Genomic DNA, 15,294 nt, shown 5'->3' on the forward strand with positions numbered 1-15,294 from the left:
CGACCGGGTGACAATCCACGGGCACCGACGGGTACGGTCGTGCGTTGCAGAACCAAGGACACCTGTCCGAAATGCGATCCGTACGCGATCCACCCCGCACCACCAGGAGGCATCCGCCATGGCGGTTCCCGAGACGACCGACGAGCAGCGCGCCGAGCAGATCCTCGACGTGTTCGACACCGCCTTCGGTGAGCTCCTCGCCGCCGACCCCGCTGCCTTCCAGGTCAAATTCCGGAAGATGGCGGCCTCCGCCTTCGCCTTCTACCGGGGCACGGCCTGCCTCTTCTACTCCGACCTGGAGCGGGACCGGCACGGCGGCCCGTACCTGGACGAGCGGACGGGCCGGGTGTGGATCCACGGCGATCTGCACGCCGAGAACTTCGGCACGTACATGGACTCCAACGGCCGCCTGATCTTCAACGTCAACGACTTCGACGAGGCCTACGTCGGCCCGTTCACCTGGGACCTGAAGCGCTTCGCCGCCTCCGTCGCCCTGATCGGCTACACCAAGGCGCTCAGCGACGACCAGATAAGCGCGCTGGTGCGGACGTACGCCGGCGCCTACCGGGAGCGGATCCACCGGCTGGCGGCCGGGGCCAAGCACGAGGAGGTGCCCTCCTTCACCCTGGACACCGCCGAGGGCCCGCTGCTGGACGCGCTGCGCTCGGCCCGCTCCCGCACCCGTTTCTCCCTGCTGGACTCCATGACGGAGATAAGGGACTACGAGCGCCGCTTCAGCGCCGGCGGGGGCTCCATCGAGCTGGACGCCGCCACCCGCTACAAGGTGCTGGCCGCCTTCGACGGGTACCTGGAGACCCTCCCCGACGAGTCCCTCGTGCGGCCCGACTCCTACCGGGTCAAGGACGTGGTGGGACGCCGGGGCGTCGGGATCGGCTCGGCGGGCCTGCCCTCCTACAACATCCTGCTGGAGGGGCACAGCGACGCCCTGGAGAACGACGTCGTCATCTACCTCAAGCAGGCGCAGACCCCCGCGGTGTCCCGGCACATCACGGACCGGGCGGTGCGGGAGTACTTCCAGCACGAGGGGCACCGCACGGTGATCTCCCAGCGCGCCCTGCAGGCCCACGCCGACCCGTGGCTGGGCTGGACCGAGCTGGACGGTGCCGGACAGCTGGTGGCCGAGGTCTCCCCGTACGCGGTGGACCTGGACTGGTCGGACCTGGACGACCCGGAGGAGATCGCGGCCGTGGTCGCGGACCTGGGCCGGGCGACGGCGACCATGCACGCGGCGGCCGACGAGGCCGAGAGCGGGCACTCCCTGGTCCCGTTCTCCACCGAGCGGGCCATCGACGCGGCGATCGCGGCCGACGAGGAGGGCTTCGCGGAGCTGCTCGTGGACTTCGCCCACGCGTACGGCGCCCGGGCCCGCGCCGACCACCAGATTTTCGTCGACCTCTTCCGCAACGGGCGTCTGACCTCGTAGTTCGTGCCCGTGGCCGGGGCCGGGACGCGGCTTTCACAGGTACGCATGGCAGACTCGCGACGATGGACATCTCAGGAGTGAGGCTTCGAGGGCTGCGGGCCGCGCTGTTCAGCGCGCTCGTCGTGCTGCTCTCGGCCGGCTCGCACGTCCTCATGTCCCGCGTCCCGCTGCCGCCCGCGCTGGTGGTCGGGGCCTTCGCCGCCGTGTTCGTGATCGCCTACGCGCTCGCGGGCCGCGAACGGGGCTTCGGCCCCATCGCCGGGCTGCTCGTTCCGCTGGAGCTGGCCGCCGACACCGTCTTCACCGCCGGGCAGCACCTCTGCTACGGCCCGGCCGGCGGCCCCGTCTCGGGTCCGCTGCGCGCGATGGGCCTGGACGAGCTGTGCGGGGGCGCGCCCGTGGGCGGGCCGCTGACCGAGGTGGCCGGGCCCGTCACCGATCCGGCCGCGCTGCTGGCGGCGCCCGGGCCGTGGACGCCCTGGCTGCTGCTCGGCGCCCACATCTCGGTCGGGCTGCTCGCCGCCGCGTGGCTGCGCCACGGCGAGCGGGCGCTGGGGCAGCTGCTGCGCGCGGTGGCCGCCTTCGCGTTCCGGCCGCTGCTGTTGGTGGCGGCCTCGGTGGCGGCCGTGTCCGGTCCGGCGCGGCGCCCGCTGCGGCCGGCCCTCGCGGGCACGGGGGCCCGTACGCGATTCCCCGCACACTCCGTGGGTCGGCGGGGACCTCCCGTGCTCGGCGCGCTCGCACGCGCCTGACGCACGTACCGGGGCGCCTCCCGGCGATGGCCGGCGGCAGTCCCCCGAGCAGTCCCTTTGACACGTCACACCCCACGGAGATCACGATGAGTTCACGCAACAGCCAGGCGAACAAGGCAGCGGCCCGCGAGCGGCTGCGCGCCGAGCGCGAGGCCCAGGCCAAGAAGGACAAGGTGCGCCGCCAGGTGATCGTGGCGGGCGCCGTCCTCGCCGGGCTCGGCCTGATCGGCGTCGTCAGCTACGCGGTCGTGCAGGCCAACCAGCCCGACCACTGGGAGAAGGCCGCCAAGGCCGAGCTGGTCAAGCCGAAGAACACCGAGGGCGAGGACGGCACCACGGTCGTCATCGGCAAGCCCGACGCCAAGAAGACGCTGGAGCTGTACGAGGACTCGCGCTGCCCGGCCTGCGCCGGCTTCGAGCAGGCGGCCGGCGAGCAGATCAAGAAGGACGTGGACGCGGGCAAGTACAAGCTCCAGTACTTCGGCGCCACCTTCATCGACAACGCCGTCAAGGGCGAGGGCTCGAAGAACGCGCTGAGCGCGCTGGGCGCGGCGCTGAACGTCAGCCCGCAGGCCTTCCTCGACTACAAGGCCGCGCTGTACTCCAAGGAGCAGCACCCCGAGGAGACCGTCGACAGCTTCGCCAAGGACGAGTACCTGCTGAAGGTCGCGGACACCGTTCCGGCGCTCAAGGGCAACGCCGAGTTCAAGAAGGCCGTCGAGGACGGCACCTATGACCGGTGGGCCATGGACATGTCGAAGGCCTTCAACAAGTCCGGCGTGACGGGGACCCCGACGCTGAAGATGGACGGCAAGAAGATCGACACCCCGCAGACGGCGGAGCTGTTCACGGCGGCGATCGACAAGGCCCTGCAGGGCTGATCACCGGACATTCCGGGACACGCTTCCCGGAAGGGCCGCGCCATCGGGCGGGCGAACTCCCAGAGTTCGCCCGCCCGTTGCATTCCGACGTCTGTTCCATCAGGTGTACCCGTCGGTAATGTGACCGGTCGTGACCAGTCATCTCACCCCCTCTCAGACCGCGGCGACTCCCCGTCGCCGTACGGTCGTTCTCGCCGCCGCGGCCACGGCCGCGCTGGCCCCGCTGACCTCGCTCGGCGCCTCGGCGGCCCACGCGGCGACGCAGGCCGCGCCCGCCTTCCTGCACGGCGTCGCCTCGGGCGACCCGCTGCCCGACGGGGTCCTGCTGTGGACCCGCGTCACCCCGACCCCGGAGGCCGTGCCCGGCTCCGGCCTCGGCCCGGCCACTCAGGTCGGCTGGGAGGTGGCCTCCGACCAGGCCTTCTCCCGGATCGTCGGCTCCGGCACCGTCACGGCGAGCGCCGCCGGCGACCACACCGTCAAGGTGGACGTGCGCGGGCTCCAGCCGCAGACGCCCTACTGGTACCGGTTCACCGCCGGCACCACCGTCTCCCCCGTCGGGCGCACGCTGACCACGCCGGGCCACGACGTGACGACCTCCGGGGTCCGCTTCGGCGTGGTCTCCTGCTCCAACTGGGAGGCCGGCTACTTCTCCGCGTACCGCCACCTGGCCGCCCGCACCGATCTGCACGCGATCCTGCACCTGGGCGACTACATCTACGAGTACCAGACCGGGGGGTACCCGGAGGCGAAGTACGTCGTGCGCCAGCACGAGCCGAAGCACGAGATCGTCTCGCTGGCCGATTACCGCACGCGGCACGGCAAGTACAAGACAGATGTCGACCTGCAGGCGCTGCACCACGCGCACCCGGTCATCGCCATCTGGGACGACCACGAGTTCGCCAACGACACCTGGGCCGGCGGCGCCGAGAACCACACGCCGGGCGCCGAGGGCGAGTGGGCGGCCCGCGCGGCCGCCGCCAAGCAGGCGTACTTCGAGTGGATGCCCGTGCGCGCCTCCATCGCGGGCACCGTCTACCGGCGGCTGCGCTTCGGCACCCTCGCCGATCTGCACCTGCTCGACCTGCGGTCCTTCCGTTCGCAGCAGGCCAAGGTGGGCAGCGGCACGGTGGACGACCCGGAGCGCACCATCACCGGGCGCGCCCAGCTGGACTGGCTCAAGTCGGGCCTCACGGGCTCCAACGCGACCTGGAAGCTGGTCGGCACCTCGGTGATGATCTCGCCGGTGGCCTTCGGCTCGCTGCCCGCGCACCTGCTGAAGCCGCTGGCGAAGCTGCTCGGCCTGCCCGAGGGTGGCATAGCGATCAACGTGGACCAGTGGGACGGGTACACCGACGACCGCAAGGAGCTGCTGGGCCACCTCAAGGACCGGAACGTCAAGAACACCGTGTTCCTGACCGGTGACATCCACATGGCGTGGGCGAACGAGGTCCCGTTGAACATGGCCACGTACCCGGGCTCGGGGACCGCGGCGACCGAGTTCGTCGTCACCTCGGTGACCTCCGACAACATCGACGACATCCTGCACGTGCCCGCGGACACCGCCTCGCTGGTCGCCGAGACGGCCATCAAGGCCGCCAACTGGCACGTGAAGTGGCTCGACATGGACGCGCACGGCTACGGCGTGCTGGACGTGACGGCGGAGCGCTCGCAGATGGACTACTACGTGGTGTCCGACAAGCGGCGGCAGGACGCCACGACCTCGTGGGCCCGCTCGTACCGGACCCTGAACGGGACGCAGAAGGTGGAGCGGGCGTACCAGCCCGTCCACTGATTCATCTGATTGACCGTCAATCATCCCGCCACATGGGGCGCCTGGTTCATACCAGGTGCCCCATGTGCGTTTCTGGCAACAAATCTTTTACGCAAGACACTTGACCTGAATATGTCATGCACACATAAGCTTCCCGCCAGCTGAAGAAGATCCTTCAGGCCATCACCCCCCACCACCCCCCACCCGCGAGGAGCACACGTGCGCGCGATTGCCCGCATATCCCCCCTTCTCCGCCGCCGCCTGATGAGCACGGCGGTTCTGGCCGGAACCTTGGCCTTCACCCCGCTCGCGGCCCCCACCACGCTCGCGGCAGCCAAGACCCCCGCCGAGCAGTGCGCCGAGCAGCCCTCCGCCGGCGCCGCCAACGCCCGCGTGACCCGTGCGCACGACGAGCACGCGGACGAGCCCAACGCGGTCACCGACGCGCAGGCGCAGGTCATGGACGCCGACCTCAAGGCGAAGCTGGACAAGGCCCTCAAGAACCAGCCGCAGCGCAGCCTGCGCGCCGCCGAGGCCGCCACGAGCATCCCGGTGTACTTCCACGTGATCCACTCGGGGAACACCGGAAAGCTGACGTCCACCCAGATCAACAACCAGCTGGCGGTCCTCAACGCGGCCTACGGCGGCCAGGGCACCGGCAACGTCAACACGAACTTCCAGTTCACCCTGGCCGGGACCGACTACACGGACAACGCCACTTGGTACAACCTGGCCGACGGCTCCACGGCCGAGAAGAACATGAAGAACACCCTGCGCAAGGGCGGCCCCGGCGCGCTGAACTTCTACACCGCCAACCTCTCGGGCGGCCTGCTCGGCTGGGCCACCTTCCCGACCTCCTACGCCTCCAGCCCCAAGATGGACGGCGTGGTCGTGCTCGACTCCTCGCTGCCGGGCGGTTCCGCCGCCAACTACAACGAGGGCGACACCGCGACCCACGAGGTCGGCCACTGGATGGGTCTCTACCACACCTTCCAGGGCGGCTGTAACGGCAACGGCGACTACGTCTCCGACACCCCGGCCGAGAAGACCGCGGCCTTCGAGTGCCCGACCGGCCGCGACAGCTGCACCACCAAGTCCGGTGTGGACCCGATCCACAACTTCATGGACTACACGTACGACTCCTGCATGTACCAGTTCACCGCCGGCCAGGTGGCTCGCATGTCGAGCAGCTGGACCGCCTACCGGGCGGGCTGACACCGCGACAGGGGCCCGGTCCGGCATCCGCCGGGCCGGGCCCCTGTCGTTCCTCCGCGCCTACAGGCTGTCGAGGAAGCCGATCGCGACCTTCCACAGCTGCTCCGCGGCCTGCGCGTCGTAGTCGTCCAGCTCCGGGTCCGTGAACAGGTGCCCGGCACCCGGGTAGCTGTGGACCTCCACGTCCGCCCCGGCCCGCTGCATCCGCAGGTACCAGGCGGTCAGCCAGTCGTGCGGCTCGAAGGGGTCCGGGTCCGCGATGTGCAGCTGCACCGGCAGCTCGTCCACCGAGGCGTCCTCCTCCAGGTCCGCCGTCCCGTGCAGGAGCAGCAGCCCGCGCGCCTTCTCGTCGGCCATCGCCAGGTGCTGGGCGACGGAGCCGCCGAAGGAGAAGCCCGCGTAGACCAGGCCCTGGTCGGAGTGGGGGGCGGAGGCCAGCACCGCGCGCTTCAGCAGCTCGTCACGGCCGATCTCGTCCCGGTGGGCCATGCCCTCCTCGACGGTCTCGAAGGTGCGTCCCCCGAAGAGATCCGGCACCTGGACCTCGTGCCCGGCCGCGCGCAGCCGGTCGGCCGCCGCGTGCACCGCGGGCCGCAGCCCGTACGTCGAGTGGAAAAGCATGATGTTCATGCCTCCATCGTGCCAGCCCCCGAACGGAAGGTGCCCGCGGACCGCTTCCCGCTACGTTCCTCCCATGGAGATGGAGAACTTCCTTCGCCCCGCCCTCGTCATCGGCGGCGCGCTGGTCGCCACCCTGATCGCGGGCTGGCTGCTGGACCTGCTGCTGCGCCGGGCCGACGCCCGGCACACCGAGACCCCGCTGTGGGGCCTGCTGCGCCGCTGCCGGCCGCCGTTCCAGGTGGTGCTCTGCGCCTCGCTGCTCAGAGGCTCCTACCGCTGGGCGGGCGTCCTCCCCGACCACCCCTTCGGCGTCGGCCGCTTCCTCACGCTGGTGCTGATCGCCTCCGTGGCCTGGCTGGCGGTCCGCATCGCGACGGCCGCCGTCGACTCGACGTACGCGCGCTACGCCGCGGTGACCGAGGACGACGCCCGGGTCCGCCGGGTCCGCACCCAGGTCACGCTGATCCAGCGGGTGGTGACGGCGGTGGTGTTCGTGGTCGCCGTGGCGGCGATGCTGCTGACCTTCCCGCCGATGCGTACGTTCGGCGCCTCGATGCTTGCCTCCGCGGGCGTCCTCGGCATCGTGGCGGGCATCGCCGCGCAGGCCGCGCTCGGCAACCTCTTCGCCGGCCTGCAGATCGCCTTCGGCGACACCGTCCGCATCGGCGACACGGTGGTGGTCGACAAGGAGTGGGGCCGCGTCGAGGAGATCACCCTGACCTTCCTCACCGTCCGCACCTGGGACGAGCGCCGCATCACGATGCCGGTCTCGTACTTCACGAGCAAGCCCTACGAGAACTGGTCGCGCGGCGGCGCGCAGATGACCGGCACGGTCTTCTGGCACCTGGACCACAGCGCACCGCTCGACCTGATGCGCGAGCAGCTCCAGGAGATCCTGAAGGACCTCCCGGAGTGGGACGGCCGCGGCGGCGGCCTGGCCGTGACGGACACCACACCGCACACCGTCCAGGTCCGCGCGGTGGTCACGGCGAAGGACTCGGACGACCTGTGGACCCTCCGCTGCGCGGTCCGCGAACGCCTGATCAACTGGCTCGTCACCCACCACCCGTACGCCCTCCCCCGCATCACCACCGCCGAAGCCGCCCCCGGACCGGACGATCCCAGCCCCGCCGGCGTTTGAGGCGACCCTTCAGCCCCGCCGGCGTTTGAGGCGACCCTTCAGCCCCGCCGGCGTTTGAGGCGACCCTTCAGCCCCGCCGGCGTTTGAGGCGGTCTTTCAGCCTCGCCGGCGTTTGAGGCGCGGGGTCCGGGGCGGCCCCGGGAAGCGGCGCTCAGCCATGGTCAGAACGTCAGCCGGAACAGCGCGCCCCCACCCGCGGCAGGCTCGGCCACGAGCTCGGCCCCGTGCGCCCGCGCGATCTGCCGCGCCATGGCCAGCCCCAGCCCCGACCCCGGCAGGGCCCGCGCGGCCCCCGCCCGGTAGAACCTGTCGAAGACGTACGGCAGGTCCTGCTCCGCGATCCCCGGCCCGTGGTCCCGTACGGTCAGCTCCGGCCCCGTGCCGACGACGGCCAGCTCCACCTCCACCGGCAGCCCGGCAGGGCTGAACTTCGCCGCGTTGTCCAGCAGGTTCGACAGCAGCCGGCTGAGCCGCGCCGGCACCCCCGGCACGACCACCGCCCCCTCCACCACCCGCACCCGGAACTCCACCGCCGGCCAGTGCGCCCGCGCCGCGTCCACCCCGTGCCGCACCAGCGCGTCCAGCCGCACCTGCTCCACCAGCGGCGTCGGCTCCTCGTCCCGCGCCAGTTCGATCAGGTCGTTCACCAGGCCCGTCACCTCCCGCAGCTGCCGCCCCAGCGCGGCCGCCGCCCGCTCGCGCTGTGCGACGGTCAGCCGCTCGCCCTTCGCCAGCAGTTCCGCGTTGGTCCGCAGCGCCGTCAGCGGGGTCCGCAGCTCGTGCGAGGCGTCCGCGACCAGGCGCCGCTGGGCGGTGACGGACTGCTCCAGCTCGCCGAGCATGGTGTTGAAGCTCCCGGCCAGCCTGGTGATCTCGTCCTCCCGCCCGGACGGCCCCCGCGACGGGAGTTCGATCCGGTGCCGCGGGTCCCGGGTCGCCGCGATCCGCTCGGCCGTCGCCGTGAGCCGGGTCACAGGGGCGAGGCCGGTCCGGGAGACCCAGTAGCCCAGTACGGCGGCGAGCAGCACCCCGGCCGCCGCCGTGAGGACGAGCCACCCGGCTGCCTCCTCGATGCCGGACTGCACCGTGTCGGCGCGCAGGGCCACCTGGAGGGCCCGCCCCTTGGCGTAGTCGGTGGTGAGCATCCGCGCGGGGTGTCCGGCCAGCGTGATGTTCGTGTAGTACGGGGCCAGCGCGCCGGCGGCGACCTTCCGCGCGGCCGGGTCCACGGGCAGCAGGCCCGGCGTACCGGGGTCCTTGGCCGGGTCGGCCGGCACCACCTCCGCGCACGCGGGGGCGGCCAGGAAGCGGCACTCCCCGGCGAGCGTGCCCGGCGCCGCGCCCGGGTCGCGCTGCGCGGCGAGCCGGGCGGACTGGGTCAGGCTGAGGTCGAGCTGATCGTAGAGCGCGGACCGTACGACGAGGAAGGCGGCCGCGCAGACCCCCACGGCCACGAACGCCACGGCGGCGGTGACGGCCAGCGCCAGCCGGGTCCGCAGCGGCCGCCGCCGTCTCCAGGCGGCTCCCAGGCCCCGGCGCCCCGATCCGCTCACGCCGCGTCCAGCCGGTAGCCGACCCCGTGCACGGTGTGGACCAGCCGGGGCTCGCCCCCGGCCTCCAGCTTCCGCCGCAGGTAGCCGACGTAGACGGCCAGGGAGTTGGAGTCCGGCCCGAAGTCCCGCCCCCACACCAGCTCCAGGATCACCTCGCGCGGCAGCACCTGGCCGGGGTGGCGCAGGAGCAGCTCCAGCAGCGCCGCCTCGGTGCGGCTGAACTCCAGCGGCCGCCCGCCGCGCCGCCCGGTCCGCGTCCCGGGGTCCAGGACGAGGTCGTCGAAGGCCAGCGGGCCCGACCCGGCCGGGTCGGGCGCGGCCCGCCGCAGCAGTGCCCGTACCCGCGCGACCAGCTCGTCCAGCGCGAACGGTTTGACGAGGTAGTCGTCGGCCCCGGCCTCCAGCCCGTCGACGCGTTCGCTGACGGAGTCGAGCGCGGTCAGTACGAGGACGGGTGTACGGTCGCCCATCGCGCGCAGCTGCCGGCACACGCCGAGCCCGTCGAGCACCGGCATCATCACGTCGAGGACGACGGCGTCCGGCTCCCAGGCCGCCACCTCGGACAGCGCGGCCAGCCCGTCCGCCGCTCCGCGCACCTCGTACCCCTCGACGGCCAGGCCGTCCTCCACGGCGGCGCGCACCTCGGGCTCGTCGTCGACCACCAGGATCCGATGACTGTTCAGGGAGCTCATGGCACAAAGCCTGCCAAAGGCTCCGGCGCGAACCTCTTAGAACGTTCTTAGGGCGCACCGGGAGTGTGCGGCCATGACCACTCGACACACACCAGACACACCCGCGGCCCTGTCCGTCGTGATCGGTGCGGGCGGCACCGGCGGCCACATCTACCCGGGGCTCGCCCTCGCCGAGGCGCTGCGCGCGGCCGTCCCGGGCGCCGTCGTCTCGTTCATCGGGACCGAGCGGGGCCTGGAGACCGAGCTGATCCCGGGCGCCGGCTACCGCCTGCACACCGTCGACATGATCCCCTTCGATCCGGCGCTGGGCGCGCAGCGGTACCTGCTGCCCGCGGCCCTGCTGCGCTCGGCGCACCAGGCGCGTGCCGTGATCCGGGCGCAGGGCGCGCACGCCGTCGTCGGCATGGGCGGCTATCCGAGCGCGCCGGCCGTGCTCGGCGCCCGGCTGGCGGGGCTGCCCGCCGTGATCCACGAGTCGAACGCGGTGCCGGGGCGGGCCAACCGGTTCGCGGCCCGGCTCACCCCGCACGTCGCGGTGGCCTTCGACCGCAGCCGCGCCCACCTGGCGGGCGGCGAGCGGGCGCTGACCACCGGGATGCCGATCTCCGCGGCCCTGGCCGGGCTCGCGGAACTGGCCGCACCGGAGCGCGCCGCGCTGCGCGCCGAGGCCCGGCGGGCGCTGCGGGTCCCCGCGGGGCGGCGGCTGGTGGTCTTCAACGGCGGCAGCCTGGGCGCCGTCCGCCTGACCGGGGCCGCGGTCGCGCTGGCCCGGCTCTGGCAGGGGCGCGACGACGTGCAGCTGCTGGTCAAAACCGGTCCGGCGGCGCTGGACGGCGCCCTCGCCGACCTCGCGGCCTCCGGTGGGCGGCGGATCGCGCGGGCCGTGCCGTACCTGGACCGGATGGACCTGGTGTACGCGGCCGCGGACCTGGTGGTGTGCCGGGCCGGGTCGGCGACGGTGGCGGAGCTGGCGGCGACCGGCGTCCCGGCGGTGCTCGTCCCGTACCCGCACGCCCCGGGCGACCACCAGACCCACAACGCCCGGGTGCTGTCCGAGGCGGGCGCCGGGCTGCTGCTGGCCGACGCGGAGACCACCGCCGAACGGCTCGCCGACCTCATCGGCCCGCTGCTGGCCGATCCGCTCCGGCTGGCGTCGATGGCCGGCGCCGCCGACCCCGGCCCGCACGCGCGGGCCGCCGAACTGCTGGCCGCGGAGGTCCTCCGCGTCGCCGGCGTCCGCCTTCCCACCCTGGAGCACGCATGACCCTGAACTGGAACGACCGCACCGTCCTCGTCACCGGCGCCGAGGGGTTCATCGGCTCGACGCTGGTGGACCTGCTCGTGGCCCGCGGCGCCCGGGTGCGCGCCTTCGTGCACTACAAGCCGTACGCCGAGAAGGGCCACCTGGCGCGCTACCTCGCGGACCCCGGCGGCCCGGTGGAGATGTGGGCGGGCGACGTCCGCGACGCGGGCCGGGTCAGCGACGCGGTGGCCGGCTGCGACACCGTCTTCCACCTGGCGGCGCTGATCGGGATCCCGTACAGCTACGCCTCGCCGGGCGCGTACGTGCAGACGAACGTGACCGGTACGGAGAACATGGCGGAGGCCTGCCGCCGCCACGGCGTGCGCCGCCTGGTCCACACCTCCACCAGCGAGGTCTACGGCACGGCCCTGACGGCCCCGATCGCCGAGAGCCACCCGCTCCAGCCGCAGTCCCCCTACTCGGCGTCGAAGATCGGCGCGGACATGATGGCGCTCTCCTTCCACCACGCGTTCGAGCTGCCGGTGACGGTGGTGCGCCCCTTCAACACGTACGGCCCGCGCCAGTCGGCCCGCGCCGTGATTCCGACGATCCTGGCGCAGCTCCACGCGGGCTCGCGGGAGATACGGCTCGGCTCCCTCTCCCCCACCCGCGACTTCACGTACGTGACGGACACGGCCGCGGGCTTCCTCGCGGTGGCGGAGTGCGACCGGGCGCTGGGCGAGGTGGTCAACCTCGGTACGGGCGAGGAGATCTCCGTCGGCGACCTGGCCCGGGCGCTGATCACCGCCTCCGGCCGGGACGCGGAGGTGGTGGTGGACCCCTCCCGCCTGCGCCCCTCCGGCAGCGAGGTCCACCGGCTCCTCTCGGACAACTCCCGCGCCCGCGACTGGGCGGGCTGGAAGCCCGAGGTCTCCCTGGCCGAGGGGCTGCGCCGCACCTCGGACTGGATCGCGGCGAACCCGCACCTCTTCGCCCCGGACCGCTACCAGGTCTAGAGCAGGGCGGCCGCGCTCTGCTCGGCGAGGTCCTCGGCGTGCGGCGGCAGCGGACCCCCGGCGCGCAGGTGCCGGCGTACGACCGAGAGCGGCAGGTCGATCAGGGCGAGGGTGACGCGGTCCCGGCCCTGGGGGTCGGTCGCGCCGAGGGCGGCGGCGAGGGCGGCGAGGGCCGCGTACACGCGCTGGTTGCCGGAGTCGGCCCGCCGGGTGTGCTCCTCGGACCAGTCGGCGCGGCCGAACTCCTGGGGTCCGTACAGCAGGAGGGCGGCCTCCTCCTGGTGGGCACGGCTCCACGCCACGACGTGCCGGGCGGCCGCGCGGGCGGCCCGGCGGGGGTCGGGATCGCTGTGGAGGGTGGCGAACCAGCCCTCCTGGAACCGCTCGACGCTGCGCAGCCACACCTCGGCGAGCAGGGCCGGACGCCCGGTGAAGCGGTGGTACATGGAGCCGCTCGGTGCGCCGACCGCCTGGGCGACGGCGGACATGGTCACGCCGCCCGGTCCGGCGGTGGCCGCCAGCCGGACGGCGGCGTCGAGGATCTGGTCGGTGTCGAAGCGGGGTGGTCTCGCCATGAATCAGAGAGTACCCTCCAGATTATTAGAGACACCTCTCTAATAATCTGAGGGGAGGACGCATGGGCGTCTACAACGTGCACGAACGCCTGCTGGGGGCCGAGCAGAGCGAGGTCGGCGCGCTCATCGACACGCTGGCCGGCGGGGAGGACGACCGACTGTGGCCCGGCCGCCTGTGGGAGGAGATGGAGCTCGACCGCCCCCTGGGCGTCGGGGCGGCGGGCGGACACGGGCCGGTGCGCTACACGGTGACCGCGTACGTGCCGGGGACCTGGGTGCGCTTCGCCTTCACCGGGCCCCGCGGGTTCCACGGCTTCCACGAGTTCACCGCGCTGGCCGTCGATGCCGAGCGGACGGCGCTGCGGCACACCATCGCGATGTCGGTCAGCGGCATCTCCCGCATCACCTGGCCGCTCGCCTTCCGGCCGCTGCACGACGCCTTCCTGGAGGACAGCCTCGACCGCGCCGAACTGGCCTGCACGGGCACCATCGCCCGCCCGGCCCGCTGGTCCCCGTACGTCCGCTTCCTCCGCGGGCTGGAACGGCTGGTGCCCCGGCCGGCCTAGGGGGCGCGCAGGCTGCGTACGTCCAGGTGCCGCAGCACCCGGTCGACGACCTCCGGGTCGGAGCCGGGTTCGCTGCGGGCGGCCAGCACCTCGTGGCGGGCGGCCGACATCATCTCCCGCTGGATCCGCTGGATGTCGCGGAGCCGCTGCACCCGCTGCGCGTACGCCTCGCGCCGTTCCTCGTCCACCATGTCCGGGCTGATCCTCGCCCCCACGTCGTACGCGCGCCGGGTCAGCTGCTCGACCAGGTCCTCCGGCAGCTCCTCGGCCTCGTCGATCTCCTTCAGCCGCCGCTTCGCCGCCTTCGCGGCGCGGATCGCCAGCTGCCGCTCGGCGTCCCGCCGCACGTCCGTGTCGGCCTCCACGCCCAGCCGCCGCACCAGCCACGGCAGGGTCAGCCCCTGGCACACCAGGGTCGCCATGATCACCGCGAACGCGATGAAGATGATCTCGTCCCGCGCCGGGAAGGGCTCGCCCGAGTCCGTCTTCAGCGGGATGGCCAGCGCCAGGGCCACCGAGGCCACCCCGCGCATCCCCGCCCACCACATCACCACGCTCTCCCGCCAGCTCAGCGGGATCTCCTCGTCGTAGTCGCGCAGCTGGTGCAGCTTCTTCGCGAGCCAGCCGGCCGGGAGCAGCCACAGCAGCCGAACGCCGACCACCACCGCGACGACGACCGCCGCCCATCCGGCCATCTCCCACTCGCGGTCCTGCGCCGTCCCGAAGACGGTGTGGAGCTCCAGCCCGATCAGCCCGAAGGCCACGCCGGTGACCAGCGTGTCCACGACCTCCCAGAAGGTGTGCCCGGCGAGGCGCCCCAGCACGTCGTCGGCGTCGGACGCGTACTCGGCGAGGAACAGGGCCGTCGTCAGCACGGCCAGCACCCCCGACCCCTGCAGTTCCTCCGCCACCACGTACGAGACGAACGGCACCAGCAGCGTCAGCCCGATCTGGAGGGTGGCGTCGTCGAGCCGGCCCATCAGCCGGTGGGTGGTCCAGCCGAGGGCCAGACCGACGACCACCGCGACGACCGCGGAGAGCACGAACTCCCCCAGCGCGTCGGGCCAGGAGAAGCTGCCGCTGACGGCCGCGGCGATCGCCACGTGGTAGAGCACGATCGCCGTCACGTCGTTGAAGAGCCCCTCGCCCTCCAGGATCGACACCATGCGGCGGGGCAGCCCGAGCGATCCGGCGACGGCGGTGGCGGCGACCGGGTCGGGCGGGGCCACGAGCGCTCCGAGCGCGACGGCGGCGGCGATCGGCAGCGTGGGCACCACGGTGTACGCGACGGCGGCGACGGCGGCGGTCGTGACGAACACCAGGGCCACGGCCAGCAGCAGGATGGGCCGCACGTTGGCCGCGAACTGCCGCCACGAGGTCCGCTGCACGGAGGCGTACAGCAGCGGCGGCAGCACCAGCGGCAGGATGAACTCGGGCGGGACGTCGACCTCCGGCACGGCCGGCACCAGCGCGAGGACCACCCCGCCGAGGGTCATGAGGACGGGCGCGGGCAGTCCCAGCCGGTCCCCGAGCGGCACCATGACCACGGCGCCGAGCAGCAGCACGAACAGCAGAGCAAGCTGATCCACTCCCCCACCCTGCCAGGCCGCTGCGCTTGGCTTGGGCGGTGACCACGGCGACCCGCGTGTCGGGGCTCGGCCCGAACCCCGACGGCGCTCCCCGCCCGCGCCTCAAACGCCGGGCAACTCCAGCCCCGCCGGCGTTTGAGATGGCCTCGGTGACCAGGGCCGGGAAGACCTCACTGCCGCGGCGGGTGACCACCCGGACCGGATCGCCGTTGCGGTAGCCGTGCGAGGGGTG

At 72.9% G+C, this 15,294-nt stretch carries 14 protein-coding genes; 9 read left to right on the top strand and 5 right to left on the bottom strand.

The annotated features are described in order from the left end of the window. Window positions 1-118: 118 nt before the first annotated feature. From AB0D29_RS13600 to AB0D29_RS13620, 5 genes are all read left to right on the top strand, one after another. Window positions 119-1,444 carry a DUF2252 domain-containing protein gene (locus AB0D29_RS13600; RefSeq protein WP_362853997.1) on the top strand — a complete coding sequence of 442 codons (1,326 nt, stop codon included), beginning with the start codon at window positions 119-121 and terminating at the stop codon, window positions 1,442-1,444. A gap of 62 nt (window positions 1,445-1,506) precedes the next feature. Next, entirely contained in the window at window positions 1,507-2,196 is a 690-nt protein-coding gene (locus tag AB0D29_RS13605; RefSeq protein ID WP_362853998.1) for a hypothetical protein, read from the top strand. A gap of 86 nt (window positions 2,197-2,282) precedes the next feature. Then, window positions 2,283-3,077: a DsbA family protein gene (locus tag AB0D29_RS13610; protein WP_362854000.1), complete on the top strand. Its 795-nt coding sequence runs from the start codon at window positions 2,283-2,285 to the stop codon at window positions 3,075-3,077. Between the two features lie 130 nt (window positions 3,078-3,207). Next, window positions 3,208-4,872 carry an alkaline phosphatase D family protein gene (locus AB0D29_RS13615; protein WP_362854001.1) on the top strand — a complete coding sequence of 555 codons (1,665 nt, stop codon included), beginning with the start codon at window positions 3,208-3,210 and terminating at the stop codon, window positions 4,870-4,872. Window positions 4,873-5,115: 243 nt separating this feature from the next. Beyond that, window positions 5,116-6,066, top strand: coding sequence for a zinc metalloprotease (locus AB0D29_RS13620; protein WP_362854039.1), 951 nt, complete (start codon window positions 5,116-5,118; stop codon window positions 6,064-6,066). Window positions 6,067-6,126: 60 nt separating this feature from the next. On the opposite strand, the gene AB0D29_RS13625 is transcribed toward AB0D29_RS13620, so the two are convergent. Next, window positions 6,127-6,696 (bottom strand): dienelactone hydrolase family protein, encoded by a 570-nt coding sequence (locus AB0D29_RS13625; RefSeq protein ID WP_362854002.1) that lies wholly within the window; start codon window positions 6,694-6,696, stop codon window positions 6,127-6,129. A gap of 70 nt (window positions 6,697-6,766) precedes the next feature. On the opposite strand from AB0D29_RS13625, the gene AB0D29_RS13630 reads away from it, so the two are divergent. Beyond that, the gene (locus tag AB0D29_RS13630; protein ID WP_362854040.1) at window positions 6,767-7,828 is read left to right on the top strand and encodes a mechanosensitive ion channel domain-containing protein; all 1,062 of its coding nucleotides are present in this window, start codon (window positions 6,767-6,769) and stop codon (window positions 7,826-7,828) included. A 161-nt stretch (window positions 7,829-7,989) separates the two neighbouring features. On the opposite strand, the gene AB0D29_RS13635 is transcribed toward AB0D29_RS13630, so the two are convergent. Beyond that, the gene (locus AB0D29_RS13635; protein ID WP_362854004.1) at window positions 7,990-9,381 is read right to left on the bottom strand and encodes a HAMP domain-containing sensor histidine kinase; all 1,392 of its coding nucleotides are present in this window, start codon (window positions 9,379-9,381) and stop codon (window positions 7,990-7,992) included. Further along, a complete protein-coding gene (locus AB0D29_RS13640) occupies window positions 9,378-10,073 on the bottom strand; it encodes a response regulator transcription factor (RefSeq protein WP_351298229.1) in 696 nt (231 codons plus the stop codon). The genes AB0D29_RS13635 and AB0D29_RS13640 overlap by 4 nt, the downstream gene beginning before the upstream one ends. Window positions 10,074-10,146: 73 nt before the next feature. Here AB0D29_RS13640 and AB0D29_RS13645 point away from each other — a divergent pair, with 73 nt between their 5' ends. Both AB0D29_RS13645 and AB0D29_RS13650 read left to right on the top strand, forming a co-directional pair. Further along, complete coding sequence (locus tag AB0D29_RS13645; RefSeq protein WP_362854005.1) at window positions 10,147-11,337, top strand: UDP-N-acetylglucosamine--N-acetylmuramyl-(pentapeptide) pyrophosphoryl-undecaprenol N-acetylglucosamine transferase; 1,191 nt, start codon at window positions 10,147-10,149, stop codon at window positions 11,335-11,337. Beyond that, complete coding sequence (locus tag AB0D29_RS13650; RefSeq protein ID WP_362854007.1) at window positions 11,334-12,332, top strand: SDR family NAD(P)-dependent oxidoreductase; 999 nt, start codon at window positions 11,334-11,336, stop codon at window positions 12,330-12,332. The genes AB0D29_RS13645 and AB0D29_RS13650 overlap by 4 nt, the downstream gene beginning before the upstream one ends. Here AB0D29_RS13650 and AB0D29_RS13655 read toward each other — a convergent pair. Next, on the bottom strand, window positions 12,329-12,907 hold the full coding sequence (locus tag AB0D29_RS13655) for a TetR/AcrR family transcriptional regulator (protein WP_362854009.1): 579 nt from the start codon (window positions 12,905-12,907) through the stop codon (window positions 12,329-12,331). The genes AB0D29_RS13650 and AB0D29_RS13655 overlap by 4 nt on opposite strands. Before the next feature lie 62 nt (window positions 12,908-12,969). On the opposite strand from AB0D29_RS13655, the gene AB0D29_RS13660 reads away from it, so the two are divergent. Next, complete coding sequence (locus AB0D29_RS13660) at window positions 12,970-13,473, top strand: SRPBCC family protein (protein ID WP_362854011.1); 504 nt, start codon at window positions 12,970-12,972, stop codon at window positions 13,471-13,473. On the opposite strand, the gene AB0D29_RS13665 is transcribed toward AB0D29_RS13660, so the two are convergent. After that, a complete protein-coding gene (locus tag AB0D29_RS13665) occupies window positions 13,470-15,062 on the bottom strand; it encodes a Na+/H+ antiporter (protein WP_362854012.1) in 1,593 nt (530 codons plus the stop codon). The two genes, AB0D29_RS13660 and AB0D29_RS13665, sit on opposite strands and share 4 nt — an antisense overlap. Window positions 15,063-15,294: the final 232 nt, after the last annotated feature.

The sequence above is a fragment of the Streptomyces sp. NPDC048424 genome, from assembly GCF_040651555.1.
In the GTDB taxonomy this organism is placed as follows: domain Bacteria; phylum Actinomycetota; class Actinomycetes; order Streptomycetales; family Streptomycetaceae; genus Streptomyces.

Excerpts from the sequence above, each read along its gene's own strand:
- AB0D29_RS13600 (WP_362853997.1), top strand. The coding sequence starts at position 119 with ATGGCGGTTCCCGAGACGACCGACGAGCAGCGCGCCGAGCAGATCCTC.
- AB0D29_RS13605 (WP_362853998.1), top strand. The coding sequence starts at position 1,507 with ATGGACATCTCAGGAGTGAGGCTTCGAGGGCTGCGGGCCGCGCTGTTC.
- AB0D29_RS13610 (WP_362854000.1), top strand. The coding sequence starts at position 2,283 with ATGAGTTCACGCAACAGCCAGGCGAACAAGGCAGCGGCCCGCGAGCGG.
- AB0D29_RS13620 (WP_362854039.1), top strand. The coding sequence starts at position 5,116 with ATGAGCACGGCGGTTCTGGCCGGAACCTTGGCCTTCACCCCGCTCGCG.
- AB0D29_RS13625 (WP_362854002.1), bottom strand. The coding sequence starts at position 6,696 with ATGAACATCATGCTTTTCCACTCGACGTACGGGCTGCGGCCCGCGGTG.
- AB0D29_RS13630 (WP_362854040.1), top strand. The coding sequence starts at position 6,767 with ATGGAGAACTTCCTTCGCCCCGCCCTCGTCATCGGCGGCGCGCTGGTC.
- AB0D29_RS13640 (WP_351298229.1), bottom strand. The coding sequence starts at position 10,073 with ATGAGCTCCCTGAACAGTCATCGGATCCTGGTGGTCGACGACGAGCCC.
- AB0D29_RS13645 (WP_362854005.1), top strand. The coding sequence starts at position 10,147 with ATGACCACTCGACACACACCAGACACACCCGCGGCCCTGTCCGTCGTG.
- AB0D29_RS13650 (WP_362854007.1), top strand. The coding sequence starts at position 11,334 with ATGACCCTGAACTGGAACGACCGCACCGTCCTCGTCACCGGCGCCGAG.
- AB0D29_RS13655 (WP_362854009.1), bottom strand. The coding sequence starts at position 12,907 with ATGGCGAGACCACCCCGCTTCGACACCGACCAGATCCTCGACGCCGCC.
- AB0D29_RS13660 (WP_362854011.1), top strand. The coding sequence starts at position 12,970 with ATGGGCGTCTACAACGTGCACGAACGCCTGCTGGGGGCCGAGCAGAGC.